This is a genomic window from Alicyclobacillus cycloheptanicus (genome assembly GCF_028751525.1).
GTDB lineage: Bacteria > Bacillota > Bacilli > Alicyclobacillales > Alicyclobacillaceae > Alicyclobacillus_L > Alicyclobacillus_L cycloheptanicus.
The window spans coordinates 3,436,675-3,460,898 of sequence record NZ_CP067097.1; the positions used below are offsets into that span (position 1 = coordinate 3,436,675).

Annotated in this window: 24 protein-coding genes, 1 tRNA gene and 1 riboswitch; of the genes, 23 read left to right on the plus strand and 2 right to left on the minus strand. The window is 60.7% G+C overall.

What is annotated here, in order from left to right:
- Positions 1 to 110 precede the first annotated feature (110 nt).
- The 14 genes from JI721_RS16185 (at position 111) to ndk (ending at position 11,847) form a co-directional block, all read left to right on the plus strand.
- Positions 111 to 806 (plus strand): hypothetical protein, encoded by a 696-nt coding sequence (locus JI721_RS16185; protein WP_274455886.1) that lies wholly within the window; start codon positions 111 to 113, stop codon positions 804 to 806.
- A gap of 73 nt (positions 807 to 879) precedes the next feature.
- Entirely contained in the window at positions 880 to 2,250 is a 1,371-nt protein-coding gene (locus JI721_RS16190) for a DUF512 domain-containing protein (protein WP_274455887.1), read from the plus strand.
- Between the two features lie 15 nt (positions 2,251 to 2,265).
- Positions 2,266 to 3,579: a ribosome biogenesis GTPase Der gene (der, locus tag JI721_RS16195; RefSeq protein ID WP_274455888.1), complete on the plus strand. Its 1,314-nt coding sequence runs from the start codon at positions 2,266 to 2,268 to the stop codon at positions 3,577 to 3,579.
- 93 nt (positions 3,580 to 3,672) lie between these two features.
- Positions 3,673 to 4,269: a glycerol-3-phosphate 1-O-acyltransferase PlsY gene (plsY, locus tag JI721_RS16200; protein ID WP_274455889.1), complete on the plus strand. Its 597-nt coding sequence runs from the start codon at positions 3,673 to 3,675 to the stop codon at positions 4,267 to 4,269.
- 47 nt (positions 4,270 to 4,316) lie between these two features.
- On the plus strand, positions 4,317 to 5,360 hold the full coding sequence (locus JI721_RS16205; protein WP_274455890.1) for an NAD(P)H-dependent glycerol-3-phosphate dehydrogenase: 1,044 nt from the start codon (positions 4,317 to 4,319) through the stop codon (positions 5,358 to 5,360).
- Positions 5,361 to 5,412: 52 nt separating this feature from the next.
- A complete protein-coding gene (gene gcvH, locus JI721_RS16210; protein ID WP_274455891.1) occupies positions 5,413 to 5,796 on the plus strand; it encodes a glycine cleavage system protein GcvH in 384 nt (127 codons plus the stop codon).
- A gap of 330 nt (positions 5,797 to 6,126) precedes the next feature.
- On the plus strand, positions 6,127 to 7,605 hold the full coding sequence (gene spoIVA / locus JI721_RS16215) for a stage IV sporulation protein A (protein ID WP_274455892.1): 1,479 nt from the start codon (positions 6,127 to 6,129) through the stop codon (positions 7,603 to 7,605).
- A 248-nt stretch (positions 7,606 to 7,853) separates the two neighbouring features.
- Positions 7,854 to 8,126, plus strand: coding sequence for an HU family DNA-binding protein (locus JI721_RS16220; RefSeq protein WP_274455893.1), 273 nt, complete (start codon positions 7,854 to 7,856; stop codon positions 8,124 to 8,126).
- Between the two features lie 193 nt (positions 8,127 to 8,319).
- Positions 8,320 to 8,396 (plus strand) — tRNA-Pro (locus tag JI721_RS16225).
- A 153-nt stretch (positions 8,397 to 8,549) separates the two neighbouring features.
- On the plus strand, positions 8,550 to 8,777 hold the full coding sequence (mtrB, locus tag JI721_RS16230; RefSeq protein WP_274455894.1) for a trp RNA-binding attenuation protein MtrB: 228 nt from the start codon (positions 8,550 to 8,552) through the stop codon (positions 8,775 to 8,777).
- Between the two features lie 132 nt (positions 8,778 to 8,909).
- Positions 8,910 to 9,647: a heptaprenyl diphosphate synthase component 1 gene (locus JI721_RS16235; RefSeq protein WP_274455895.1), complete on the plus strand. Its 738-nt coding sequence runs from the start codon at positions 8,910 to 8,912 to the stop codon at positions 9,645 to 9,647.
- Positions 9,644 to 10,396 carry a demethylmenaquinone methyltransferase gene (locus JI721_RS16240; RefSeq protein WP_274455896.1) on the plus strand — a complete coding sequence of 251 codons (753 nt, stop codon included), beginning with the start codon at positions 9,644 to 9,646 and terminating at the stop codon, positions 10,394 to 10,396. Before JI721_RS16235 ends, JI721_RS16240 begins: the two co-directional genes overlap by 4 nt.
- The gene (locus JI721_RS16245; protein WP_274455897.1) at positions 10,374 to 11,339 is read left to right on the plus strand and encodes a polyprenyl synthetase family protein; all 966 of its coding nucleotides are present in this window, start codon (positions 10,374 to 10,376) and stop codon (positions 11,337 to 11,339) included. Before JI721_RS16240 ends, JI721_RS16245 begins: the two co-directional genes overlap by 23 nt.
- A gap of 64 nt (positions 11,340 to 11,403) precedes the next feature.
- On the plus strand, positions 11,404 to 11,847 hold the full coding sequence (gene ndk / locus JI721_RS16250) for a nucleoside-diphosphate kinase (RefSeq protein ID WP_274457911.1): 444 nt from the start codon (positions 11,404 to 11,406) through the stop codon (positions 11,845 to 11,847).
- 167 nt (positions 11,848 to 12,014) lie between these two features.
- Here the strand turns inward: ndk and JI721_RS16255 are convergent, their stop codons facing one another.
- Positions 12,015 to 12,956, minus strand: coding sequence for a patatin-like phospholipase family protein (locus JI721_RS16255; RefSeq protein ID WP_274455898.1), 942 nt, complete (start codon positions 12,954 to 12,956; stop codon positions 12,015 to 12,017).
- 88 nt (positions 12,957 to 13,044) lie between these two features.
- Here JI721_RS16255 and moaA point away from each other — a divergent pair, with 88 nt between their 5' ends.
- The 8 genes from moaA to yhfH all read left to right on the plus strand — a co-directional run bounded on the left by moaA (position 13,045) and on the right by yhfH (position 21,545).
- Positions 13,045 to 14,052 carry a GTP 3',8-cyclase MoaA gene (moaA, locus tag JI721_RS16260; RefSeq protein WP_274455899.1) on the plus strand — a complete coding sequence of 336 codons (1,008 nt, stop codon included), beginning with the start codon at positions 13,045 to 13,047 and terminating at the stop codon, positions 14,050 to 14,052.
- 339 nt (positions 14,053 to 14,391) lie between these two features.
- Complete coding sequence (locus tag JI721_RS16265; RefSeq protein ID WP_274455900.1) at positions 14,392 to 14,925, plus strand: (2Fe-2S)-binding protein; 534 nt, start codon at positions 14,392 to 14,394, stop codon at positions 14,923 to 14,925.
- A gap of 3 nt (positions 14,926 to 14,928) precedes the next feature.
- Entirely contained in the window at positions 14,929 to 17,283 is a 2,355-nt protein-coding gene (locus JI721_RS16270; RefSeq protein ID WP_274455901.1) for a xanthine dehydrogenase family protein molybdopterin-binding subunit, read from the plus strand.
- The gene (locus tag JI721_RS16275; protein ID WP_274455902.1) at positions 17,280 to 18,137 is read left to right on the plus strand and encodes an FAD binding domain-containing protein; all 858 of its coding nucleotides are present in this window, start codon (positions 17,280 to 17,282) and stop codon (positions 18,135 to 18,137) included. Before JI721_RS16270 ends, JI721_RS16275 begins: the two co-directional genes overlap by 4 nt.
- Positions 18,138 to 18,162: 25 nt before the next feature.
- Complete coding sequence (locus tag JI721_RS16280; protein WP_274455903.1) at positions 18,163 to 19,299, plus strand: AAA family ATPase; 1,137 nt, start codon at positions 18,163 to 18,165, stop codon at positions 19,297 to 19,299.
- Positions 19,296 to 20,513 carry a vWA domain-containing protein gene (locus JI721_RS16285; RefSeq protein ID WP_274455904.1) on the plus strand — a complete coding sequence of 406 codons (1,218 nt, stop codon included), beginning with the start codon at positions 19,296 to 19,298 and terminating at the stop codon, positions 20,511 to 20,513. Before JI721_RS16280 ends, JI721_RS16285 begins: the two co-directional genes overlap by 4 nt.
- Positions 20,514 to 20,648: 135 nt before the next feature.
- A complete protein-coding gene (locus tag JI721_RS16290; RefSeq protein ID WP_274455905.1) occupies positions 20,649 to 21,299 on the plus strand; it encodes a nucleotidyltransferase family protein in 651 nt (216 codons plus the stop codon).
- A 96-nt stretch (positions 21,300 to 21,395) separates the two neighbouring features.
- Positions 21,396 to 21,545: a protein YhfH gene (gene yhfH / locus JI721_RS16295; protein ID WP_274455906.1), complete on the plus strand. Its 150-nt coding sequence runs from the start codon at positions 21,396 to 21,398 to the stop codon at positions 21,543 to 21,545.
- Positions 21,546 to 21,588: 43 nt separating this feature from the next.
- Here the strand turns inward: yhfH and JI721_RS16300 are convergent, their stop codons facing one another.
- Positions 21,589 to 22,752, minus strand: a complete 1,164-nt coding sequence (locus JI721_RS16300) for an inorganic phosphate transporter (RefSeq protein ID WP_274455907.1) — start codon at positions 22,750 to 22,752, stop codon at positions 21,589 to 21,591.
- Positions 22,753 to 23,134: 382 nt separating this feature from the next.
- Positions 23,135 to 23,260: riboswitch (cyclic di-AMP (ydaO/yuaA leader) on the plus strand.
- A gap of 6 nt (positions 23,261 to 23,266) precedes the next feature.
- Here JI721_RS16300 and JI721_RS16305 point away from each other — a divergent pair.
- A complete protein-coding gene (locus tag JI721_RS16305; RefSeq protein WP_274455909.1) occupies positions 23,267 to 24,169 on the plus strand; it encodes a LysM peptidoglycan-binding domain-containing protein in 903 nt (300 codons plus the stop codon).
- The last annotated feature ends 55 nt before the right edge of the window (positions 24,170 to 24,224 follow it).

A 24,224-nucleotide genomic window follows, 5' to 3' on the forward strand; every position in this document is an offset into this window, starting at 1 on the left:
CAACTTGGCCGCGACGTGCGTTCGCGGCCGTTTTTTCGCGTAGAAACCGCGATTTGCGGGCACAATCAATGACAGTTGTCAATCCCCGCGCTGGGTGGAGGAGGTGTACAATGCAGTCGCTTTATCCGTCGCTCTTGGGCGGCATGGCGACGGTGTTTGCCTGTCAAGTTCGGCGTCAGGTTCCGTTCTCCGGACCGGGTACAGATGTGAGTCCCCGGATGATGCGAACCCTGCGCCTCGTCGCCAGCCTTGCCTGCGTGTGGGTGGGTGCGTACGTTCTGTACCCGAGTTCAACAGCGGGTGCATGGGCGTTCGTCGGCTTGGCGCTGGGGGTCGGGGCAGCCACCTTCGCGGCATCGCTTCACACACCGCGGCGCATTGCGCTGGTCTTTTGGATCGGCTTCGTCACCTGGGGGCTTCGCCAGCGGGCAAATGACTGGCTGTTGTTCGCACATCTGCCCGTCGACTGGACGCTGCCCGTCGCAGCGTGTGCCGCTGCACTGGTGGCCGTTGTGTTCACCGACAACCTGCCAGAGAGTTTGCTGGCAATGTGCCTCTCGAGCCTCCCGTGGCAGCTGCTGGTGCAAGCGCATCAAGCTGGGTGGGCTGCGGGCGCGGCGCTGCTGGCACGAACTTGGATATCCCAAATGGACGCCTTCTGGATGGGCGCAGCGACGACACTCCTGTTCGATTTCGCAAAAGTCTGCATCCATCGCCAAAGGGCGGGGCGGAAGCACCCTGGGCAGGCGGTGGAACAAACTGCCGCTCGTTTGACGCGGCGCCCCGTTATGGAGCATAATGAGTGAATGAGTTCGTATCGATGAACGCAGAACCAGGAACGCAGTATCATGAACGCTGTACCAATAGGAGTGAATTCGAGTGCCGCGCATTCGCACCGTCCACCCAGGGTCTCTGGCAGAGGAACTGGAGCTGGCCGCTGGTGACGAGATTGTGACAATCAACGGACAACCCGTGAAAGATATTGTGGATTTACAGTTTGCCCTCGCCGCTGAAGAGCTGGAGATTGAAGTCAAAAAGGCGGACGGTGAACAATGGGTCCTGGAAGTCGAAAAGTCGTACGATGAAGGACTCGGCGTAGAGTGGGAGCACCCCACCGTCGACCGCATCAAGTTGTGCCATAACAAGTGTGTCTTTTGCTTTGTCGATCAAATCCCGACCAACATGCGCCAGACCTTGAACGTCCGGGATGACGACTATCGGCTGTCGTTTCTCCACGGCAATTTCGTCACCTTGACCAACGTCAAGGATGAGGAACTGCAGCGCATCGTCGACTTGAAAATGTCTCCCCTGAACGTGTCCGTGCACACGACGAATCCTGAGCTGCGTGTGCGGATGCTCGGGAACAAACGGTCGGGCGAGATCCTTCGGCAAATCGCCTTTCTCGCCTCGCACAACATCGAAATGAACACTCAGGTTGTGCTGTGTCCGGAGTGGAATGACGGAGAAGAACTGGACCGCACCATCCGCGACCTGTACCCGTACTTTCCAGCCGTGCGGACGTTGTCGGTCGTTCCGGTGGGCCTGACCAAACACCGGCGCGGACTGCACAAGATGCGCGCCTGCACCCCCGATGAAGCCAAACGGGTGATTGAGCAGATCGCGATCTGGCAGGAAAAACTGCTGCCTGAACTGGGCGCATCGTTTGTGCACGCGGCTGACGAGTTCTACGTCCTGGCGGGCGCAGAAGTGCCGCCAGCGTCGCATTATGACGACTTTGCCCAGACTGAAAACGGCGTCGGTGTGATTCGGACATTTCTGGACGAATTTGAGGAAATTTGGCCGCAGGTGCCGCGCAAGCTCGCGTCCGATACGCGCCGGGTCGGCATCGTGACGGGTGTCTCAGCGGAGCAGACCATCCGCAAAAGCCTGGCGCGGCTGAACGACGTGCGGGGACTGTCCGTCAAAGTCTTTCCGGTGGTCAACGACTTTTACGGGCACAACGTCACCGTCACGGGGCTGCTGACGGGTCAGGATATCGTCCGCCAGCTGCAAGGACAACTTGCGGACATCGACACGCTGCTGCTGCCGGACATCATGCTGAAGGACGATGAAGACGTGTTTCTGGATGACTACACGGTCGATCGCGTGCGGGCAGAGCTGCCCGTCGAAGTCGCCGTGGTTCCGGCCACCGCCACGGGGCTGTTGTACGGTACACTGGGCTATACGCAGTCACTGCCGCCGCGGCGGCGGTACGAGGCAACACTTCAGGCTGCACGTCATCTTGCGTAGGGGATTGAAGAGGCTATGACACTTCCTGTAGTCGCCATTGTGGGACGGGCAAACGTAGGGAAGTCTACGCTGTTCAACCGCCTGATTGGCGAACGCGTCGCCATTGTGGAGGACCGACCCGGTGTGACGCGCGACCGGATTTACGGCAAGTGCGAATGGAATGGACGAACCTTTCATTTGATTGATACGGGCGGAATTGAAATGGACGACCGCGACGAAATCGTCAACCTGATTCGCGTTCAGGCCGAACTGGCGATTGACGAGGCCGACGTGATTGTCTTTTTGACCAATGGTCACGAAGGGTTGACCGCAACCGACCGCCACGTCGCGGAGATTCTGCGCAAATCGCGCAAGCCCATCGTGCTTGGGGTGAACAAGCTCGACCACCCGACGCACCATGCGCTCGCCTACGAGTTTTATGAGCTCGGATTTGGCGATCCCGTCGCCATCTCGGCAGAACACGGCGCCGGCACCGGGGACCTGCTCGACAAGGTCACGGAGCAGCTTGCGCCCGAAACAGTGGATGAGCCGGACGACGATGCCATTCGCATCGCGCTCATCGGCCGTCCAAACGTGGGCAAGTCTTCGCTCGTCAACGCCCTGGTCGGAGAATCCAGGGTGATGGTCAGCGACGTCGCTGGCACGACACGAGATGCGGTCGATACTCCGCTTGAATCGGACGGACAATCGTATGTCCTGATTGACACGGCTGGGCTGCGCCGGCGCGGCAAGGTGTACGAAGAAATCGAAAAGTACAGCGTGCTGCGCGCGCTCCGCGCGATTGAGCGGGCGGACGTCACGTTCGTCGTGATCGACGGTGAACGCGGAATCGCCGAACAAGACAAGCGGGTCGCCGGGTACGCGCTGGACGCAGGCAGGGCCATTGCATTTCTGGTCAACAAGTGGGACGCGGTGCAAAAGACCGACAAAACGGCGCACGAGTTTGAGCAGGCCCTGCGCGCCGAATTCCCGTTCATGCGCTGGGCACCCATTTTGTTCGTTTCGGCCTTGACAAAACAGCGGATCCATAAGATTCTGCCATTGGCGAGAGAAGTGGCAGACATGCACGCGATGCGGATTTCAACCTCCACTTTGAATGCCGTGATTCAGGACGCGATTCTCTCGGTTCCGCCGCCGTCCGATAAAGGGAGAAAACTGCGGATTTACTACGCAACCCAGGTTTCCGTCAAACCGCCGACGTTTGCAGTTTTCGTCAACCAGCCTGAGCTGATGCATTTCTCCTATGAGCGGTATCTGGAGAACCAGCTGCGGGGCGCATTTGGATTTGAGGGTACGCCGATTCGACTGCTCACTCGGCAGCGGTCATAACGTGAAGCCGCCCCGGCCGAGCCCAGCCGGATGGGCCCGTACGGCCGGGGCGCCGGTTGACCGTTTGCTCATTTCTTCGTCAGGGAGGATCTCATGCGTATCGTTCTCTGTATACTCCTCGCGTATCTGATTGGCTCCATATCTACCAGTACCCTCCTCACGCGGTGGCTGGCCCGCATTGACATTCGCGACCATGGCAGCGGCAACGCGGGCGCCACCAACACCCTTCGCGTCCTCGGCGTCAAGTGGGGCCTGTTTGTGCTGGTGGTGGACGCGCTGAAGGGCGTTGTCGCCGTCGAAATCGCGCGTATCGCAACCGGGGGCCACCTCTGGCCGATGTACCTCGCGGGGCTGGCCGCGATTGTGGGGCATAACTGGCCGGTGTTCTTCGGCTTTCGCGGCGGCAAGGGGATTGCCACGACCATCGGCGTCTATCTCATGTTGTTCCCCATCCCGGTGGTGCTCGCAGGCATTGTTGCGCTCATCCTCATCCTCGTCACGCGGTTCGTGTCGCTCGGTGCCTTGATCCTCGTCATTCTGACGCCGATTTTGTGCGGCCTGCTCGGACATCATTGGGGTGCTGTGGTGTTCACAGCCATCGTTGCGATATTATCCATCTACCGCCACCAAGAGAACATCGTCCGCCTGGTTCAGGGCAAGGAGCATCGCATTTTCAGCAAACGCATCTAGGCCGCTTGTTTGAAAGCGTCCTTGGCGCAAAAGGGGACGGTCATCCGATGAAAGTTGCTGTATTTGGCGCCGGAAGTTGGGGGACAGGGCTTGCGTCTGTGTTTGCGGCAAACGGACATGAAACCGTGTTGTGGGCCCGAAATCCCAAGATCGCCGCCGAAATCCGCCATGTACATACCAACCAGCGGTATCTCCCTGGCGCGTCGCTGCCAGCGGCGCTCGACAGCACCGATTCGATGGATGCAGCCGCAGCCGGCGCGGGCCTGGTCGTGGTCTGTGTGCCGTCGTCGTCGATTGGGGCTGTCATTCACGACATCGCGCTGCGCGTGCCGCGCGGGGCGCTCATCGCGCACGCCGTGAAGGGGTTTGACCGCGCCACGCGCCAACGGGTCAGCGAGGTCATCGCACGCGAGGTGCCGGACGCGGAATCCAGGCTTTGCGTGATTGCCGGGCCCAGCCACGCGGAAGAGGTCGTCGCGCAGATGCCGACCACCATCGTCTGCGCGGCGTACTGCCGCCAGACAGCCGAGGCTGTTCAGGACGCGCTGATGAACCAGTACATGCGGGTCTATACGAACCCTGATGTGGTCGGCGCCGAATTAGGCGGCACGCTGAAAAACATCATCGCGCTGGCCGTGGGCGTCGCGGACGGACTGGGGTTTGGAGACAACGCCAAGGCAGCCCTCATCACCCGGGGCCTGACCGAAATCTCGCGCCTCGGCGTGCGCATGGGTGCATCGCTGCTGACCTTCGCAGGGCTGTCCGGCATTGGGGACGTGTTTGTCACCTGTACCAGCCGGCACAGCCGCAACTTTCGCACGGGCAGGCTGATTGGACAGGGCAAGCGGCTGGAGGAAGCGCTTGCCGAGGTGGGCATGGCCGTGGAAGGCGTGCCAACCACACAAACAACTGTCGAACTCGCGCGCGAATACAATGTGGAAATGCCCATCACGGAGAAGCTCGCCGGGATCCTCTTCGAGCACATGGACCCTGCCAAGGCGGTGCGCGAATTGATGAGCCGGGCCAGAAACCACGAGATTGAGGAGATCGCCGTTTCGGACATTGCGCCCGCCTGGAAAATCGATTTCTAAACGAATGTTTGGTAAACTGGATGCGAATTGACAGGAAGGGAGCACGAGCCTAATGAGCGAATTGCCAGGCAATCTCAAGTACTCGAAGGAGCATGAATGGGTTCGGGTCGAGGGCAGCAAGGCATACATAGGGATTACGGACTTTGCGCAGGACGAGCTTGGCGACATCGTATTTGTCGAACTGCCTGCTGTCGGCACACAAGTCACGGCGGGTGAAACATTCGGTACGGTGGAGTCCGTAAAGACCGTCTCCGACCTGTTTGCGCCAGTTTCCGGCAAGGTTGTGGAAGTCAATCAGGCGCTGGAAGATGCGCCCGAGAAAGTGAACCAAAGCCCCTATGAGGACGGCTGGATGATTGTCGTAGAAATGTCCAACGCGGACGAATTGTCCGCCCTGCTCGATGCACAAGGCTATCGGGCGATTACCGAAGGGTAAGGTTAGCGAAGTCAGTCATTGACGCCTGCAGTTCAGCTGAGGTGAAGCTATAAGCTACCGGCGCCTCTCACGCCAATTCGGTTCTGTTTGACGAACCGAGGAAGCAGTGGGGGGCGCTTTTTCGTTCTATCGAAGCGGCTCGGACATATACATAGCAAATGTCAGGGACGGCGGTTCCTCCTTTGCATACCCCGAGTCACCACGCATATATATGTACTGTCATTTTTCATTGGACAGTCTTGTGGCCGTCACGTTCGTGGTGGTTTGCCGGCTCTCGGGAGCATATCGGGCGAAGTCATCTGCGCCGGTCAATTTGAGGGAGGGGAAAGCGTGGAAAAATTCGACGTATTTAAAGACATCGCGGAACGCACGGGAGGCGACATCTACCTCGGCGTAGTTGGCCCTGTGCGAACCGGCAAATCCACATTCATCAAGAAGTTCATGGAGCTCATCGTGCTGCCAAACGTCAAAGAGGAAGCCGATCGCGTCCGTGCGACGGATGAACTGCCTCAAAGCGCCGCCGGCCGCACCATCATGACGACTGAACCAAAATTCATTCCGAATCAGGCCGTGGAAATCAGCGTTGCAGAAGGCCTGGATGTGAATGTTCGAGTCGTTGACTGCGTCGGCTACGCCGTCAGCGGCGCACGTGGATATGAAGACGAAAACGGCCCGCGGATGGTGACCACCCCGTGGTTTGACGATCCGATTCCGTTTCAAGAGGCCGCTGAAATTGGCACCCGCAAAGTCATCGCTGACCACTCCACCCTCGGCATCGTCGTGACGACGGACGGCAGTATTGCCGAAATTCCGCGGGAAGGGTACGTAGAAGCCGAAGAACGAGTGGTGGAAGAGTTAAAAGAACTGGGCAAACCGTTCGTCATTGTCGTGAACTCGGCGAACCCCGAGCACCCACGGGCGCAGGACCTGCGCGCCGCGCTCGCGGAGAAGTACGATGTGCCGTGTATCGCGCTGTCGTGCACGACCTTGACATCACACGAGATCAACGTCGTGCTGCGTGAAGCCCTGTACGAATTCCCGGTCAAGGAGGTCAACGTCAACCTGCCCAACTGGGTGATGGTGCTGGACGAGGACCACTGGCTGCGTCAATCGTTCCAGACCTGCGTGCGCGAGACCATCCAGGATATCCGCCGCATTCGCGACATTGACCGCGTGGTGGCGAACTTCACAAACTACGACTTTATCTCCTACGCCGGATTGTCCCACATGGACATGGGGCAGGGCGTCGCCGTGATTGACCTGTCGGCGCCCGACAGCTTGTACGACCAGGTGCTGACAGAAGTGGTCGGGGTGCAAATCACCGGCCGTGATCAGCTGCTGCGGATGATGAAGGAATTCGTTTACGCGAAGCGCGAGTATGACAAAGTGGCCGAAGCCCTGAAGATGGTAAAGCTGACCGGCTATGGCATCGCCCCGCCGGCGCTCGAGGAAATGACGCTCGACGAGCCGGAGCTGATTCGCCAAGGTTCACGCTTTGGCGTCCGCTTGAAGGCAACGGCGCCGTCGATCCACATGATCCGGGTCGACGTGGAATCCGAATTCGCACCGATTGTCGGTACGGAAAAGCAGTCGGAGGAACTGGTGCGGTACCTGATGCAGGACTTCGAAAAAGACCCGCTGAAAATCTGGGAAAGCGACATCTTTGGGAAGTCCCTGGCTGCCATCGTCCGCGAGGGTATCTCCGGAAAGCTGTCGATGATGCCAGAAAACGCCCAATACAAGCTGAAAGAGACGCTGCAGCGCATCATCAACGAAGGCAGCGGCGGCCTGATTGCCATCATCTTGTAACCCTCTCACCAGCGCCTGATATGAATTGCACGGCAGGGAGAAACATCGCAGGTGTCGCGCGGCACCTGCGATTTCTGCGTGAAAAAACCGCTCACCATGTATAAATTTCCGCCGGGCGGAGAACAACGTGAATAGATCCATAGGAAGCTGAGGTAGGAAGCTGAGGTTCGCTAGACGCAGAATCTGAGGTTCCGCACACCCGTCAGATGGATGAGACATGGATGACAAACCTGTGAGGTGAACAGTGGATGAACAAGACTGAGCTCGTGCAAGCCGTATCTGAACGCACAGAACTGTCCCGGAAAGATGCCAGTGAAGTCGTCGAAGCCGTCTTTGAGGTCATCACCGAAGCCCTGGCCAATGGGGAGAAAGTGCAGCTCGTCGGCTTTGGCAACTTCGAGATTCGGGAGCGCGCTGCGCGCAAGGGCCGTAACCCGCAGACCGGAGAGGTCATCGACATCGCCGCCAGCCGGGTGCCCGCGTTTCGAGCCGGTAAGACCCTGCGCGAAGGGATTCGCTGAGCCTGGCCGCTGCGCCGCCAGCCGCGGCGCGGCAGGATTCATCCATCGTTTTTGAGCAGCACCATCACAGGCCCGCCGCCCGGCAGAACGCACATGCACGCCGTTTCAAAGCCGCCCATGCCAAGTGGATGCAAAGAGATGGATTGCACTTCTGCGGTGAATCGTTTATAATCGCAGATGCGCGTGTGAATAGCGGGATGTAGCGCAGCCTGGTAGCGCGCTACCTTGGGGAGGTAGAGGTCCCGGGTTCAAATCCCGGCATTCCGACCAATGAACCAGCGTTGCAGACGCTGGTTTTTCGTTCGCATCGAATGCAGGCGAACCGCCGCGTACATAATCTTGACAAGAAACAGCGCATGGTAAGACCACTGCGCAAGACCAGAAATGAGTTCTGATACGCTTTGTCACGGGGAGTCGATTCCGATGTCAGATGCAACAGTGTTAGGAGAATACTTTATTATACGAGCGCTGGAGAACGGTGTGCAGGTCATCGGAATGACCAGAGGGTCCGAAACGAAATTCCATCACACGGAGAAACTGGACCGCGGAGAAGTGATGATCGCACAGTTTACTGAACACACTTCGGCCATGAAAATCCGCGGGAAAGCTGTCTTGTATACGAAGCACGGCATCATCAACACGATGGAGTGACGGTTCTGCTGACCCTGCGTGTCCGGCCGCCCGGCGCGGCGGACACGCTGTGCTATAATGACGGTGTCTCCGAAACGTCATGCCGACGGACGCCCCGGACGAGAGCGAACAAGATGGAGGATAACGGACTGGATGAGCGAGGCGGACCAGATTCACTTTCAAAGTGTTGACGCGGCGGTACAACAGTATATGCACCATCCGTTTCTTGCGGACAATCAGATTCGCCAGTCCACCAGCAGGTTCCACTTTGGTGTCGGGCGGGCGATTCTTCAGATTGCGCATGTGCCCGCTGCCAAGGCGCAAGTGATTCTGGAGGCGCTGTTGCTGCTGCAGCAAGGACTGTCCATTCACGATGAAGTCGACGGGCAACCGGACCGCCGCAGACAGCTCCTGGTGCTGGCCGGCGACTACGACAGCAGCCAGTACTACCATCTGCTTGCCCGGGCGGGTCAGTTGTCGTTAATTGCAGCATTGAGCGATGCGGTTTGTCGCGTCAATGAAGCGAAGATGACGCTGGTTCAGCAGGGTGCAGCGCTCACCCCCGAACGTTACCTGGAACTCCGGGAAACCGTCGAAGGCGCACTGTTGGTCGCGCTCGCCACGCACTTTTTGGATGCCAACCCAAAGGCGCTGGAGGTCATTCACTCCCTGGTCAGGGCCTATGTCGCGAATGAGGACATGCAGGGAGCAGACATGACGCGCCACTTCACGGTTCGTCAAATCTACGATTGGCTGACCGAGGTCATCAATGTCTCCGCATCGTCCGGCAGCCGGGTGCTGCGTCCGATGACCGCCTTTGTCGCGGATTACTTCGTCCCGATTCGCGAGAATCTGGAGACGCACACCTTTGCGGAGGGCAACCGCGGATGAAAAGCGGCGTGAGCAAGGCTGAGCATGTCCACAGTGTGTTTTCCAGAATTGCACGGCGCTACGACCTGATGAACTCTGTTTTAAGCTTTCAGCAGCACAAGCGCTGGCGGCGCTTTGCGATGCAGCAAATCCGCCTGCGCGAAGGCGCGGACGTGCTCGACGTCGCAGCTGGAACCGGCGATTGGACCCTGGCGCTGGCAAAGGCGGTGGGGCCGTCGGGGCACGTCATCGGGATCGACTTCACCAAGGAGATGCTGGACGTCGCCGATGTCAAGCTGCACAAGCAGCCAGCGCTGGTGGACCGCGTGGAGTGGATTCAAGGCGACGCGATGGACCTTCCGTTCGCAGACGACGCCTTCGACCTCGCCACCATCGGGTTTGCCCTGCGCAATGTCCCGGACGTCTTAACGGTTCTTCGCGAAATGACGCGTGTGGTGAAGCCTGGCGGACAAGTGGTGTCCCTGGAACTGTCGAAGCCGGAATGGCCGCCGTTTCGCGCGATTTATTACTTTTACTTTTACCGCATCCTGCCGTGGATCGGAGGACTCGCCGCTGGCGCCAAAGAACAGTATGCCTGGCTGCCGGAATCACTGACCGACTTTCCGCCGAGACTGGAACTGGAGGAGATTTTTCGACAGGCCGGGCTGACGGAGGTTCGGAGTTACCCCTTGACCGGCGGCATTGCGGCACTGCACGTCGGCCGCAAAATGGAGGATTCGCCAACGCATGGAGATGCAGGAAGTCATTGAACGCTATCAGCCGGATTTGGAGGCTGTTGAAGCGTTGCTCGAACAGCAGGTCCGTTCTGAAAACCCACAGTTGACGGAGGTCAACGAGTCCCTGCTTCGCGCCGGGGGCAAGCGAATTCGCCCGTTGTTCGCCTTGATGTGCAGCCGGGTCGGGTCGGGCCGACCGGACTGGCTGCATGTCCTGGCGGGCGCGGTCGAACTGATACATATGGCGACGCTGGTGCATGACGACGTCGTCGACGACGCTGCGACACGCCGCGGTAAGCCAACCGTCCGCGCGCAATACGGGAACCGGGCAGCCATGTACGCCGGAGATTTCCTGTTCGGACGAGCCATTCGGATGCTGAGCGACATCCCAAACCGGGACATCCACCTGGAACTGTCCGGGGCCATCGTCAGAATGTGCGAAGGGGAAATCGAACAGATTCAGGACCTGTTCAACTGGCGGCAGTCCCTGCGGCGCTACCTGCGGCGGGTGGAGCGAAAGACGGCGCTGCTGTTTTCGGTGAGCTGTTCGCTGGGCGCGGCCGCATCCCGCGCAGACCCGCAACTGGTGCGGGTGCTGCGGCGGTTCGGCTACTTCACGGGCATGGCGTTTCAAATCACGGATGATGTCCTGGATTTTGTGGCGGATGAACAAACCGTGGGCAAGCCGGTGGGGGGCGACCTTCGCCAGGGGAATCTGACGCTTCCGGCGCTGCACGCCTCCACGGAGCCCGCCGTCGGCGATGAGCTGCGCCAGCGCATTCACCCGAACATGAGCCGAAATGATGTGGAGACGTCGATTGAATTGGTCCGCGCCTCGTCCGGGCTTCCGTTTGCGAAACAGCTCGCGAGGCAGTACATGGACAAGGCAATGGTGCAGCTGCACCGCCTGCCTGCAGGGCCGCTGCAGGAAGACCTTGCGACCGTGGCCCGATTTGTGAATCAACGAATGTACTAATCACGACACAGGCCTGTACGAATCAGGCATGCAGGAATTCAGAGGGAGTGTTGGAACAGTGGCGATTGAAAAGACCTTCGTAATGGTGAAACCAGACGGCGTGCAGCGCGGGTTGATTGGTGAAATCGTATCCCGCTTTGAACGCAAGGGCTTGAAGCTGGTGGGCGCGAAATTGATGAGCGTCTCGCAGCAGCTGGCCGAGCAGCACTACGCCGAACACAAGGAGCGCCCGTTCTTTGGTGAACTCGTTCAGTTCATTACGTCTTCTCCCGTGTTTGCGATGGTGTGGGAAGGCGAAAACGCAGTTTCCGTCGCGCGGACGATGATGGGCAAGACCAATCCAGCAGAATCTGCACCGGGAACCATTCGCGGTGACTTTGGCCTGACCATCGGCATGAACATCATCCATGGCTCCGATTCTCCGGAGAGCGCCGACCGCGAGATCGCGCTCTGGTTCGGCAATGAAGCGTTGTCCTACGACAAAGCGGTCGACGTCTGGGTCGGCTGACGTTCATCCTGGACTTCTCGTCCACCGTACGAGGAAGCATGTCCGAACCCTGGGTTCCATCCCCGTGTTCAGGACATGCTTCTTTTGCTGGACAAGCCCGAATCGGCGGCAATGAGGGGCCAACACCGCCCAAATCCGCCGAACACACTGAGCAGTCCCGCCGACTGTTACTGGATGCGGAGCCGAGGCGCCCGGTGATGCCGGGGAAGCGGGCTCGGCTCGCGCAGGAACGCCTCAATCTCGCCTCTTTGTTCTTCCACGGCGCGTTCACCCGCCGCAAGCGCGGTTTCAATCTCATCGAACGACAACCACGTCATTTTCCCCACGTTGGGCGTCAGCACCAGCAAGTCGCCGCCGTCCACATCGTTATCGACCGTTTCCTGCAGCAGAATGTCGATCGATCGCGACAGCACATGGACAAACGAGTGCGGCGTCCAGTCCGCATCGAGCTGATAGAGGTTCACCGCAATGATTTTCTGACACCCCACTTCCCGCAGCACGCGCACAGGCACATAGTGCCGGCACGCGCCGTCTGCGAGTAGCCAAGGCGGCCGCTGCACCGGCGTCATGACGCCCGGCAGGGAGCAGCTGGCCGTGACCGCTTCCGCCACATCGCCAATCGCAGCGGCAAGGCCGCGCGCCTGCGCTTGCGAGTCGTTCGAGAAGACAATCGGCTTTCCGGAGAGCAGGTCGGTGGCAATGATGTAACAGGGCATGCAGGCGGACCGATTGCGCAGCACCTCACCCACAAACTTGCGAAGGACGCGGCCGCGAATCAATCCGTTGGGCAGCGGCGGTACGGCACCGCGCCTGTGGCCCAGGATGCGCGACCGACACATGGACCAGAGGGCGGAGGCCACAGGAAATCCATAGTCCAGCAGCTTGCGGCCAGGAAACGTTCGCATCAGCCGCTCAAAATCACCTTCCCGCAGCCCATACCCATACGCGGCCGCAATCAGCGCCCCGGCGCTGGTCCCCGCCACACAATCCGCTTCCACCCCCATGCGCGCCAAGGCGTTCAGCACCCCCACATGTGCGGCCGCTTTCAGGGCGCCGCCGCTCAGCGCGATCCCGATGCGCGGACGCACCTTTGGCATGGTCTCGGCCACAACCTCACCTCCCGGCGTGAACATCTCTTCAAACCATGTTATGCCGCAGCCATGTGCGATATAATGGCGGTACGGGGAGGGACGGACAATGCCGCTCGACAGACTCAAGCGACCACTTCGCGACTTGCGCATCTCAGTCACCGATCGCTGCAATTTTCGCTGCCGATACTGCATGCCGCGGGAAGTTTTTGGTCCGGACTTCGCTTTTTTGCCGCAACATGCGTTGTTAAGTTTTGAAGAAATCACCCGACTCGTTCGGGTGTTTGCGTCTCTTGGCGTGGAAAAAATCCGGCTCACCGGGGGAGAACCCCTGCTGCGCCGAGACCTCGACCAACTGATCGCGATGATTGCAGAGACACCTGGCATCGAGGATATCGCCTTGACCACCAACGGCTCCCTGCTGACGCGCCAGCGTGCGGCGGACCTGAAGGCGGCCGGCCTCAAACGTATCTCCATCAGCCTGGATTCCCTCGATGATGCTGTCTTCATGAAGATGAACGACGTTCACTTTCCAGTCGCCAAGGTGTTGGCCGCCATTGAGGCTGCGGCCGAAGCCGGGCTGTCGCCGGTGAAAGTGAACACCGTGGTGAAAAAGGGTGTCAACGACGATGGCGTCCTCGACCTGGCGGAACGCTTTCGGCATACCGGCGTGATTGTCCGGTTCATCGAGTTCATGGACGTCGGCAACAGCAACGGCTGGCGGCTCGACGATGTCGTCCCATCGGAAACCATTCTGTCGCAGATCAGCGCCAAATGGCCGCTGGTCCCGGTTGCACCGGTACGGCCGGGAGAGGTGGCCAAACGCTATCGGTACGTGGACGGCGGCGGCGAAATCGGCCTCATCTCCTCCGTGAGCCAACCGTTCTGCGGGGGGTGTACGCGCGCCCGCCTGTCGTCCGAGGGCCAGTTGTATACCTGCTTGTTTGGCACCGCGGGGTTCGACCTGCGTGCGCTTTTGCGGTCGGACCAAACGGACGAGGCACTGGCCGCGGCCATTCGCGGCGTTTGGGAGCATCGACGGGACAGATACTCCGAACTGCGCAGCGCGGCGACGCCCAGACGTCCGAAAGTCGAAATGTCGCATATTGGAGGCTGAGTCAGGTCGCGCGGGCGGATGGTGCCCATGGTGCCACACGCGATTTCCGACTGCCTCTTCCCAAAATAGACACAATTGTCCTACAATAATAGGCAGACACCCAGAGGCATACATCTGTACCATCGCGTGACCGACAGCGGCCATCCGCCCGTCGGATCTCCGCGGCGAGGGAGGTGACCCAGCGTTCGCTGGCACACTTGGCGGGCGCCTGCGCATCACAGGCACGTCATGGGGTCAGGCCGGCAGCGGCTTGTTTGAACGCCGAATTCGAAAACGGTTACATTGCACACCACGCTGGAGGGTTGGCAGGGTCTCTATGTACGCTAGGAGGTGCATCGGTTGAACGAACAGACTTCCCCAGTCGCCATCACGGTGAATGGTCAAACCGTCACGAGGCAAGTCGAGCCGCGAACACTGCTCGTCCATTTCCTGCGGGATGCGCTCGGACTCACGGGCACACACATCGGGTGTGACACCAGCCAATGCGGCGCCTGCACCGTCCTGTTGGACGGGGATGCCGTGAAGTCCTGTACGGTCCTCGCCGTCCAAGCGGAAGGCCGTCAGGTGACCACTGTAGAAGGCCTCGGCGACATCGCGCAGCTTCACCCCATTCAGGAGGGCTTTTGGGAACGTCACGGCCTGCAGTGCGGGTACTGCACCCCCGGGGTGATGATGGCCGCTGTCGGACTGCTGCAGCAAAATCCAAACCCCACGGAAGAAGAAGTCCGGGAAGGGCTTGAAGGGGTCATTTGCCGTTGCACGGGCTATCAGAATATTGTGCAGGCGGTCCTGTACGCCGCCAATCGCATGCGCGAGGTACAACGCGAAGCGGAAGTGGCCGCAGCGGCGCATGCCGCGGAAGGGGGGCACTGAGCCATGGCGACGGTGCTTGGCATGGGCAATCGCGTAAAACGACGCGAAGACCCCAGATTCATTACGGGCAGGGGCCAATACACGGACGACATCCAACTCCCGGGCATGCTCTACGCATCCATTCTCCGCAGTCCTTACGCCCACGCGAAAATCACACACATCGACGCGGAGGCAGCGCGCCAGCTCCCCGGCGTCGTCGCGGTGTTCACCGGGCGCGATCTCGATGGCAAACTGGGGCTCATCCCCACCGCGTGGCTGCCGCCTGACTCGGACATCAAGACCACCGCCCATCCCGCGCTGGCCGTCGACAAAGTCCGCTACGTCGGCGACGGGGTCGCGCTGGTTGTGGCGGAAAGCCGCTACACAGCCCGTGACGCAGTCGACCTCATCAAGGTGTCCTACGAACCCTTGCCTGCCGTGGTCAATCAGGAGGCGGCCATGGCCGACGACGCACCCCTCCTGCACGACGACGCCCCGCGCAACATCGCATTTCACTGGAAGGCGGGGAACGCGACCGACGAGGTGTTCGAACAGGCGGAAGTGGTCGTGCGCCAGCGGTTCCACAACCAGCGCTTGGTGCCCAACCCCATGGAGATGCGGGCCACGGTGGCGAACTACAACCCAAGCACGGGCGAGATGACGATGTGGATCACGTCGCAAAACCCGCACATCCACCGCTTCATCTTGTCGGGCGTCCTCGGCATTCCCGAACACAAACTCCGCATCGTGTCGACGGATGTGGGCGGCGGGTTCGGCGCGAAGATTCCCTGCTATCCGGACGAAGCCCTGGTGGGATATGCGGCGCGCGCGCTGGGACGGCCCGTGAAATGGAGCGAGGACCGCAGCGAGCACTTCCTGGCCACGACCCACGGGCGTGATCAAATCGAAGATGTGGAAATCGCCGGCACCCGGGACGGCACGATTACGGCGATTCGTGTCCGGGCCATCGCGAACATGGGGGCGTACCTGTCGACCGCCGGGCCTGGCGTGCCGACCATCCTGTTTGGACTGATTGTGCCGGGGCCTTACAAAATCCCCTACGCGGGGGCGGACGTGTACGGGGTCTTCACCAATACCACGCCGACGGACGCCTACCGCGGTGCGGGCCGCCCGGAAGCGACGTATTTGCTGGAACGGATGGTGGACCTGTTTGCGGCCGAAATCGGCATGGACCCGGTGGCGGTCCGTGAAAAAAATCTGGTGCCAGCCGACGCGTTTCCCTACGACAACCCGATGGGACTGACGTACGACAGCGGCAACTACCAATTGGCGCTGCGGCGTGCGCTGGATGCCGCAGACTACCCCAATCTGCGCGAGGAACAGCGGAAGCTGCGGGCGCAGGGAAAATACCTCGGAATTGGCTGTACGACGTACGTTGAAATCTGCGGTCTGGGGCCGTCGCAGGTGGCCGGCGCCGTCGGGTTCCAGGGGGGACTCTGGGAGAGTTCGACGGTACGGGTGCACCCGACGGGCAAAGTGACAGTGTACACCGGCGCCTCTCCGCACGGACAGGGAGAAGAGACCACCTTCGCCCAAATTGTCGCGGACAAACTGCACGTTCCCGTCGAAGACGTAGAAGTGGTCCACGGCGACACAGCGCGCATCGCCATGGGGTGGGGGACGTACGGCTCACGGACAACGCCGGTCGGCGGCAGTGCGCTGGCGGTGGCAGCGGACCGGGTGATTGAAAAGGCGAAAAAGATTGCGGCCCATATGCTCGAGGCGGCGCCGGAGGACATCGAATTTACGGAAGGACAGTTCCGCGTCAAGGGCATGCCGTCCAAAACGGCAAGTTTCCAGGATGTCACCTTGCAGGCGTACCTGGCCTGGAACCTTCCGGCAGGGGTTGAGCCCGCACTGGAAGGGCAAGCCTTTTACGACCCCACCAACTTCACCTACTCGTTTGGGACGCACCTGTGCGTCGTCGAAGTCGACGGCGAGACGGGTGAAGTCGCCATCAAGCGGTACATCGCGGTGGACGACTGCGGACGGGTCATCAACCCAATGATTGCGGAAGGACAGGTCCACGGCGGCATTGTGCAGGGCGTCGGACAGGCGTTGTATGAAGGCGCTGTGTACGACGAGGACGGCCAGCTCGTCACGGGCTCGTTCATGGACTACGCCATGCCGAAGGCACGGTTCTTCCCGAATTTTGAAACCTCGTTCACGGAAACGCCGTCTCCGCACAACCCGCTCGGCGTCAAAGGCATTGGCGAAACGGGCACCATCGCGGCCACCCCGACGGTGGTCAACGCCGTGATGGACGCGCTGCGGCCGTTCGGCGTCCGGGACATCCAGATGCCACTCACCCCAGAGCGGGTGTGGCGCGCCATGCAGCAAAGGGGGGATGCTCAATGATTCCAGCCGCATTCGCCTATGAACGAGCCGCATCGGTGCAGGACGCCCTTCGGCAGCTCGCCGGTACAGAGGACGCGAAGCTGCTGGCCGGCGGGCACAGCCTGCTGCCGCTGATGAAAATGCGGCTCGCGAACCCTGCGAAGCTCGTCGACCTCTCCGGCCTGGCCGAACTCCACGGCATCCAGCGCGACGGCGACACCCTCACGATTGGTGCGCTGACCACGCACGCGAGACTGGCGTCCGACCGGCTCATCCGCGAGACGCTGCCCGCCTTGGCCGAGGCTGCCGGACAAATTGGTGACCTGCAGGTGCGCAACCGCGGCACCCTCGGCGGCAACCTGGCCCACGCCGACCCGGCGTCAGACTTGTCGGCCATTGCGCTGTTGTACGACGCGATGCTGCATGTGACGACGCTGTCGGGAGAGGACACCATCGCGGCCAGTGACTACTTCCTCGGGCCGCTGTTGACCGCGCTGCCGGAGAACGGACTGATTACGCAGGTGTCGTTCACCATCCCGCCCAGCGGCACGGTCAGCGTGTACGAAAAGTACCCCCATCCCGCGTCCGGCTACGCGGTGGTCGGCGTCGCCGCCTTGGGCGCAGTCGACGACAGCGGCGCGGTGTCGTCCGTGCGCGTCGCAGTGACAGGCGCTGCAGATGTCGTATACCGCGCGACGTCGGTGGAAGCGGCCCTCCTTGGGCAGCGGCCGACGGAGGACGCCATTCGGGCCGCCGCTTCCCATGCCGCGGACGAAGGCGACATCTCGGGCGACCTGTTTGCCTCCGAGGAATACCGCCGGCACCTGTGTCAGGTGTATGTCGCCCGCGCGCTGCGGCGCGTCTTCCACAAGTAAGACCCGGCCGGAGGGCTGGAGGGTTGTGCCCTGGCGGCGCCTGTCAGCAGGCTCTGCAGGGCACAATCGCCCTCGGGCGGACAGGAAAGGAGAACGCAGACTGAAAAACCCATTCCAGGACATCGACGAGCTCGAATCTGCACTGGCGGAACAATCCTATTTTGCCGATCGCGCCTTGTCCACGACGCTCTATCTCGGACTGTCCCTGGAGCGGCCCGTGTTTCTGGAAGGAGAGCCCGGCGTGGGGAAGACGGAAGTCGCCAAGGTGCTGGCGAAAGCCTTGGGGCGTCCGCTCATTCGCCTGCAGTGTTACGAAGGGATTGACCGTCAGAGCGCGCTCTATGAGTGGAACTACGCCCGGCAGCTGATGCACATTCGGCTGGCGGAAGCAGCCCGGGTGGGGCAGACAGCGCCGCCTGAACCTGCGCGCCGCACGAGCAGAGCTGACGCGGCCACTGCGGCCGCCTCAACGGGCAGCGGTCCCGAAGCACCGTTCGATGCCCAGGGGACGACCGGGTGGACACACCAACTCGAGGCGGAGTTGTTCAGCCCCCGGTTTCTGCTGCCGCGTCCGCTCCTGCAGGCCGTACGCCCGGAAGGCCCGGCGCCGGTGCTGCTGATTGACGAAGTGGACCGCAGCGATGAAGCCTTCGAGGCGTTCCTGCTCGAACTGCTCGCGGAGTACCAGGTGACGATTCCGGAGTGGGGCACCGTGCAGGCCGCCGAGATCCCGGTGGTGGTGCTCACCTCCAACCGTACACGCGAGGTCCACGACGCGCTCAAACGCCGATGCCTCTACGCCTGGCTCGACTACCCGAGCTTCGCCAAGGAGTGCGAAATCGTCCGGCACAAGGTGCCCGGCGTCGACGCGGCGCTGGCGGGCCAAATCTGCGCCTTCGTCGCACGGCTGCGGCAGGAGACGCTGTTCAAGGTGCCTGGGGTGGCGGAGACCATCTACTGGGCGCAGGCCCTCGACGCGCTGCAGACCCGGCGGCTCACCGCCGCGCGCATCGAAGAGACCCTGGGGTGCCTGCTCAAGTACCGCGACGACCTGATGATGCTGACGCAGCCCGCGCGGCAGGGAGACGCGCCCATGCTGCACAGGCTGATGGCGGAAGCCGGGGTGGCAGCGGAGGCAGGAATGCGGGGAGACGCGAGATGACCCCCGTTGACCCTCGCGCAGACGCGTCGGACGGCGCGCTCGACCCTCTCCCGCTGCTGCCCAATCTGGTCGCGTTCCTGCGCGGCCTGCGGCGGCTCGGGTTCCAGGTGGACGCAGACGACGAGGCAGCCGTTTTCACCGCCGTCCAGCGGATTGGCGTCGTGCGCCACAGCGATGTCAAATATGCGATTCAGGCCGTGGTCGTTCGCAGCCGAACGCAGCAAGGCCTGTTCGACACCGCATGGCGCCAGTTTCTCCTCCTGCTCACGCGTCCCGCGAACCACGTGCTGTCTGACCAGACGCTCTTGGCCAACGTGGCGAGACTCCGGCAGCAAACGCATCTGCGGCCGCAGATTCTGTGGCTGGGCGGGATGGAGGGTTCGCATCCCGATGACGACGCACAGGAACCTGAGGGCCCTGCGGTTCCGCTGACCGTCGGGACGAGCCGCGAGGAAGTGCTGCGCCAGACCGATTTCGCCTTGCTCTCGGCAGATGAGCAAGCGGAGATTGGCAAACTGCACGCCGCCGTCCAGCCGCTGTTGCACATCAGCCGCCGGCGCCGAAGCACGGCGCAGGGTGCGGAGATTGACCTGGCACAGGTGGTGCGAAATTCTGTACGCGATCGCGATGCGCTGACGCTGCCGCGGCTCAGCCGGCGCCACCGGGAGCGCCCAGTGGTTCTGTTGTGTGACGTGAGCGGCTCGATGGACCCGTACAGCCGCTTGCTGCTCCGGTTTGCGTACGCACTGATGAAGCGGGGCATCTCTGTGGAGACCTACGTCTTCAGTACACGGCTGACGCGCATCACCCAGGCGCTGCGCCTGCGCGACCCCGACCAGGCCCTGTCAGAAGTCGCAGCCCGAACACCGGACTTCTCCGGCGGGACCCGGCTCGACGACGCGCTGCAGGCGTTCTTTCAAAGCGAGGCCAAACAGCGGCTGCGGCAGGGTGCCATCCTGCTGATTGCATCGGACGGCCTGGACACGGGCGACCCAGAACGGCTTCAGACGAATTTAGTGCGGCTGCGCCGCTTGGCGCACCGCTTGATTTGGCTCAATCCCGCTGCCGCGCAGCCGGGCTTTGCGCCGCTCGCCCGGGGTGCCAGCCGTTTGCGCGAAGCGGCGGATGACATCATTGCCGTCAACAGTTGGGGCGGTCTAGAGGCGTTTTGGCGCACGCTGCAGAACACGCACCGCCACCGACCCGTTCGGTAAAGCCGGATCGACGGTTGCAGTGTCTTTCGCTTCTGTGTTACCCTCGCGAAGGCAAGAGACTTCCGGCCGACCGAGCGTGGCAGGATGGGCCTTGGACGACCCGTGCTGCCGCGCAAAGCGGGGAGGGGTCAAGACATGCAGGAGGAGACGAAGCACATGGACACGCCGCAGCCGTGGATTTTGGTGCTGGCCGCAGGTCAGTCGCGTCGAATGGGGAAGCCGAAGCTGTTGCTGCCGGATGAAACCGGAAGCCCCCTCATTGTGCGTGTGATGAACACCGTCCTGCACGCCAGCCGCGCCGCCTCGAGCAAGGTGTGTGTCGTGTATGACCCGGCGCAGCCGGCGGTGGAACGATCGGTATCATCCGCACTTGGCTCCGAGAAGGTGGACCGCGTCTGGAACGACCAGGCACACACCGGCATGGCATCCTCCTTACGCGCAGGCATCCAGCATTTGCAGTCGCTGCAAGCCGAGTGCGCCGTTGTCGTCCTGGGTGACCAGCCGGAGTTGTCGGCGCGCGTGGTGGAAGATGTGATGCGCCTTTACCTGCGCCACCAGACGCACATCGTGCGCACCCGCTACCGCGGCACGCCCGGACACCCCGTGCTGTTCGCACAGGCACTTTTCCCCGAATTGACACAAATTGAGGGGGACCAGGGGGGACGCGACATCCTCCGCCGTCACCTGGCGGAAACGACCTGGCTGGACGTGGACGCGCCGCCGCTGCAGGACATCGATACGCCAGAGGACTACGATGCCTTTCTGCGCCGGTCATCCATTAAATAGAAAACCCGTGAACTTTTCACGATGTACTATAACAATCGGTTCACAAAACCGTTCTGTTATAATACAATGTAGAAAACGTTCACGGAGGGATTGCAAATGGATTTCTATCGGGAAGAAACAACAGAATACTCAGTCAACAACTTTCAAGAAGCCAAGGAGTGCGTTGTGTGCGGCGCCGAGATTGACGAGCAGCACGAATCCATCCTGTTCGAATGCGAACGCTGCATGAACCTGCACGCAGAGTGAGCGCGTGCGTGGCTCGCCGTCTTCAGCCTTTACGCGGCAGCCTTTATGCCACAGGGTCATCACCGTTTCCGTTTTTTCCGGTGAACGGCCCTGTCGGCACAGAAGTGGATGTCATGCTGACCACATCAATGCGGGCGGATTCCTGCCGCTCTGCGTCCTTTTGGCCGCGCTGCCGGAAGTAGCTCAGATAACCCACCGACATCACCACAGCACTCAACACGATGATCAGCGCATAGAGGTCCGTACTCATGAAAATCTCAATCATCGTGTACGACACCACCAGGGCCGACACTGGAGACACAATCCAGATTTTCAAAATCCGCTTGACGATGCCTTGCTGCCACAGGGAGGAACCGCGCTTTGACACGCCAATACCGAAAATCGCCATCGTCGTAGCCTGTGTCAGCGGCACCGGCAGTCCATACAGGGACGAGACGAACACCAACGTCCCGCTGGTCAGCGAGACCAGACTGCCTTGCATCAGGGAGAGGTCCGTGATGCGCTTCGCGTTCGTCTCCAGCACGCGGCGCCCAAGCACCACAGCGCCAAGCGCAACAAATAACGCCCCCCACCAGATGCCGGTGTGCACACTCACCAGCTTTGCCCCAACCAACGGACCCACTGCATTCGCGACGTTGTTCATCCCTGCCGAGAACGCTTCATAGCAGCCCGCACCAATCAGAAACAGGGTGAACAAGGTCCGCATCCAGGCCGGCCGCGTTTCGAGCTTCAGCCGGTTTTCGGCGCGCAATACGAACTTTCCCACCACGTAGGCAATGACAAAGGCGAGGAAGGGCATCGCGATCCACACACCGGCGATGAACAGCACCCGCCACACGTGAATCGAGTGATAGGCGATGCCGACGCCGAGGACCGCGCCCACGGTGACCTCACTGGTCGACAACGGGATGCCAAGCAGGTTGGCGGAGAAGAGCGTTACGCATGCTGCGGCCAGAATGATGATGGCGACATGGATGTTGATCACGCTGGGCGAGATGAGCCCCTGGCTTAAGGTCTTGACGACCGGGCCGCCGCCAAGAACCGCACCAAGAAACACAGCCACGCCGACCAACACCAGAGCAGCCCACGCACGCTTGATGGCCCCGCCGCCGTACGCGGCGCCCATCGAGGAGGCCGTGCCGCTGGCACCAATATTCATTGCGAAAAACAGCGCAACTGCCCAAGCAAAAACCATAGATGTCAACATGCCACCGCCTAATTTCAATTCACGCCTGATTTCCATTCCATAATTTCAATTAAACCGATAGGGTATTGGTGTTTTCACTCAGATATTGAGCATTGTACGGCTTTCCGAGGAAAACGTAAAGGTTTTTTTCACCAACGGCGTCTGCAAAATGGGCAATTGTACTGAATCGTACGCAGCTTCGCTTGGTTCGGTTCGACAAAATCCTGCGTCGCACTGACAAAAGACACCTGAGGAAAGTCGAGTTGTCACAAATGCTTCACATTTCAAATTCATCAATCGACACCCTTCGTCCAGGGCCTCCCCGTATACTTTTCCAACGAAAGTAGCATAAACCGGGAGCAAGTCTACGTAGAATGATCATGGCTTGCCATCCCGGCGGCAAAACGCACAAGCGCCGAATCGACAGAACGGGGGATGCTTTATTCCTGGGGTGAAGGACGTACTGTCCTGGGCTACCTTTTCAGCCCTAACCCGTCAACTAACCTCGTAGGCGCAAGGAAAAGGAGAGCGCTGCATGATTGTAACCCGTCGTTGGCTCTATTTGGTGTGCGCTGTTTTGTTAACGTTTGTCCTCTCTCTGGCCAATTTCTCCGAGCTTCACGCGGATACGGACATCGTCGTGCACAAAGGAAATACGCTGTGGGGCCTTGCACATCAGTACCACACCTCTGTGAAACAATTGAAACAATCCAATCACTTGACCTCAGACATGATTGTCGTCGACCAAACTTTATGGATTCCAACCGCAACCCAAGCCAAACGGAAGGTTCGCCTGTCCAATTCGGTCAAAGCCAAGCACGTTTCGAAAGCCTCCGTCGTGGTTGTCCACAGCGGGGACACCTTGTGGGGCATCGCCCAGCAGCGTCATACCACCGTCCAGCACATCATGCAATTGAACCGTCTTTCGTCGTCACTCATTTTCCCCGGCGAAAAACTCAAAGTTCAAGGTGCGTACCCAATCCAAGCGGCGGCCTTCCGGCGTTCCACGAGCCTCGTGAGACGCTCGGCCAACACCGTTTCGTCCTCTGTACATACGCTGGCTTATCATACAGGGATTCCGGAACACCTGATTCCGGTGTATCAACAGGCAGGCGCACGATACGGCATCCCGTGGACCGTGTTGGCAGCCATTCACAGGACCGAAACGAATTTCGCCACGGGACCCGTGGTGAGCCCGGCCGGGGCCGAAGGGCCCATGCAGTTCATGCCGAGCACCTTTCGCGAGTACGCCGTCTCTGCGCCAGGGCACAGTGGTCCGCCGGATATCAACAATGTGGACGATGCCATCTACACCTGCGCCCATATGCTGGCTGCCGACGGCTACCGCAACAACCCGGAAGCTGCACTGTACTTGTATGATCACTCATCTGCCTACGTCTACACCGTGCAGTCGTTGGCCAGAAGCTACGCTGCTTAAGACTGGGCAGCCTTTCCTGCGATTCAAGAAATCTATATAATGGTAGCAGTGGCCG

Coding starts and splice junctions, on each gene's coding strand:
- JI721_RS16185 (WP_274455886.1), top strand. CDS start 111: ATGCAGTCGCTTTATCCGTCGCTCTTGGGCGGCATGGCGACGGTGTTT.
- der (WP_274455888.1), top strand. CDS start 2,266: ATGACACTTCCTGTAGTCGCCATTGTGGGACGGGCAAACGTAGGGAAG.
- plsY (WP_274455889.1), top strand. CDS start 3,673: ATGCGTATCGTTCTCTGTATACTCCTCGCGTATCTGATTGGCTCCATA.
- JI721_RS16205 (WP_274455890.1), top strand. CDS start 4,317: ATGAAAGTTGCTGTATTTGGCGCCGGAAGTTGGGGGACAGGGCTTGCG.
- gcvH (WP_274455891.1), top strand. CDS start 5,413: ATGAGCGAATTGCCAGGCAATCTCAAGTACTCGAAGGAGCATGAATGG.
- JI721_RS16220 (WP_274455893.1), top strand. CDS start 7,854: ATGAACAAGACTGAGCTCGTGCAAGCCGTATCTGAACGCACAGAACTG.
- mtrB (WP_274455894.1), top strand. CDS start 8,550: ATGTCAGATGCAACAGTGTTAGGAGAATACTTTATTATACGAGCGCTG.
- JI721_RS16235 (WP_274455895.1), top strand. CDS start 8,910: ATGAGCGAGGCGGACCAGATTCACTTTCAAAGTGTTGACGCGGCGGTA.
- JI721_RS16240 (WP_274455896.1), top strand. CDS start 9,644: ATGAAAAGCGGCGTGAGCAAGGCTGAGCATGTCCACAGTGTGTTTTCC.
- JI721_RS16245 (WP_274455897.1), top strand. CDS start 10,374: ATGGAGATGCAGGAAGTCATTGAACGCTATCAGCCGGATTTGGAGGCT.
- moaA (WP_274455899.1), top strand. CDS start 13,045: ATGCCGCTCGACAGACTCAAGCGACCACTTCGCGACTTGCGCATCTCA.
- JI721_RS16270 (WP_274455901.1), top strand. CDS start 14,929: ATGGCGACGGTGCTTGGCATGGGCAATCGCGTAAAACGACGCGAAGAC.
- JI721_RS16275 (WP_274455902.1), top strand. CDS start 17,280: ATGATTCCAGCCGCATTCGCCTATGAACGAGCCGCATCGGTGCAGGAC.
- JI721_RS16285 (WP_274455904.1), top strand. CDS start 19,296: ATGACCCCCGTTGACCCTCGCGCAGACGCGTCGGACGGCGCGCTCGAC.
- JI721_RS16290 (WP_274455905.1), top strand. CDS start 20,649: ATGCAGGAGGAGACGAAGCACATGGACACGCCGCAGCCGTGGATTTTG.
- yhfH (WP_274455906.1), top strand. CDS start 21,396: ATGGATTTCTATCGGGAAGAAACAACAGAATACTCAGTCAACAACTTT.
- JI721_RS16300 (WP_274455907.1), bottom strand. CDS start 22,752: ATGTTGACATCTATGGTTTTTGCTTGGGCAGTTGCGCTGTTTTTCGCA.
- JI721_RS16305 (WP_274455909.1), top strand. CDS start 23,267: ATGATTGTAACCCGTCGTTGGCTCTATTTGGTGTGCGCTGTTTTGTTA.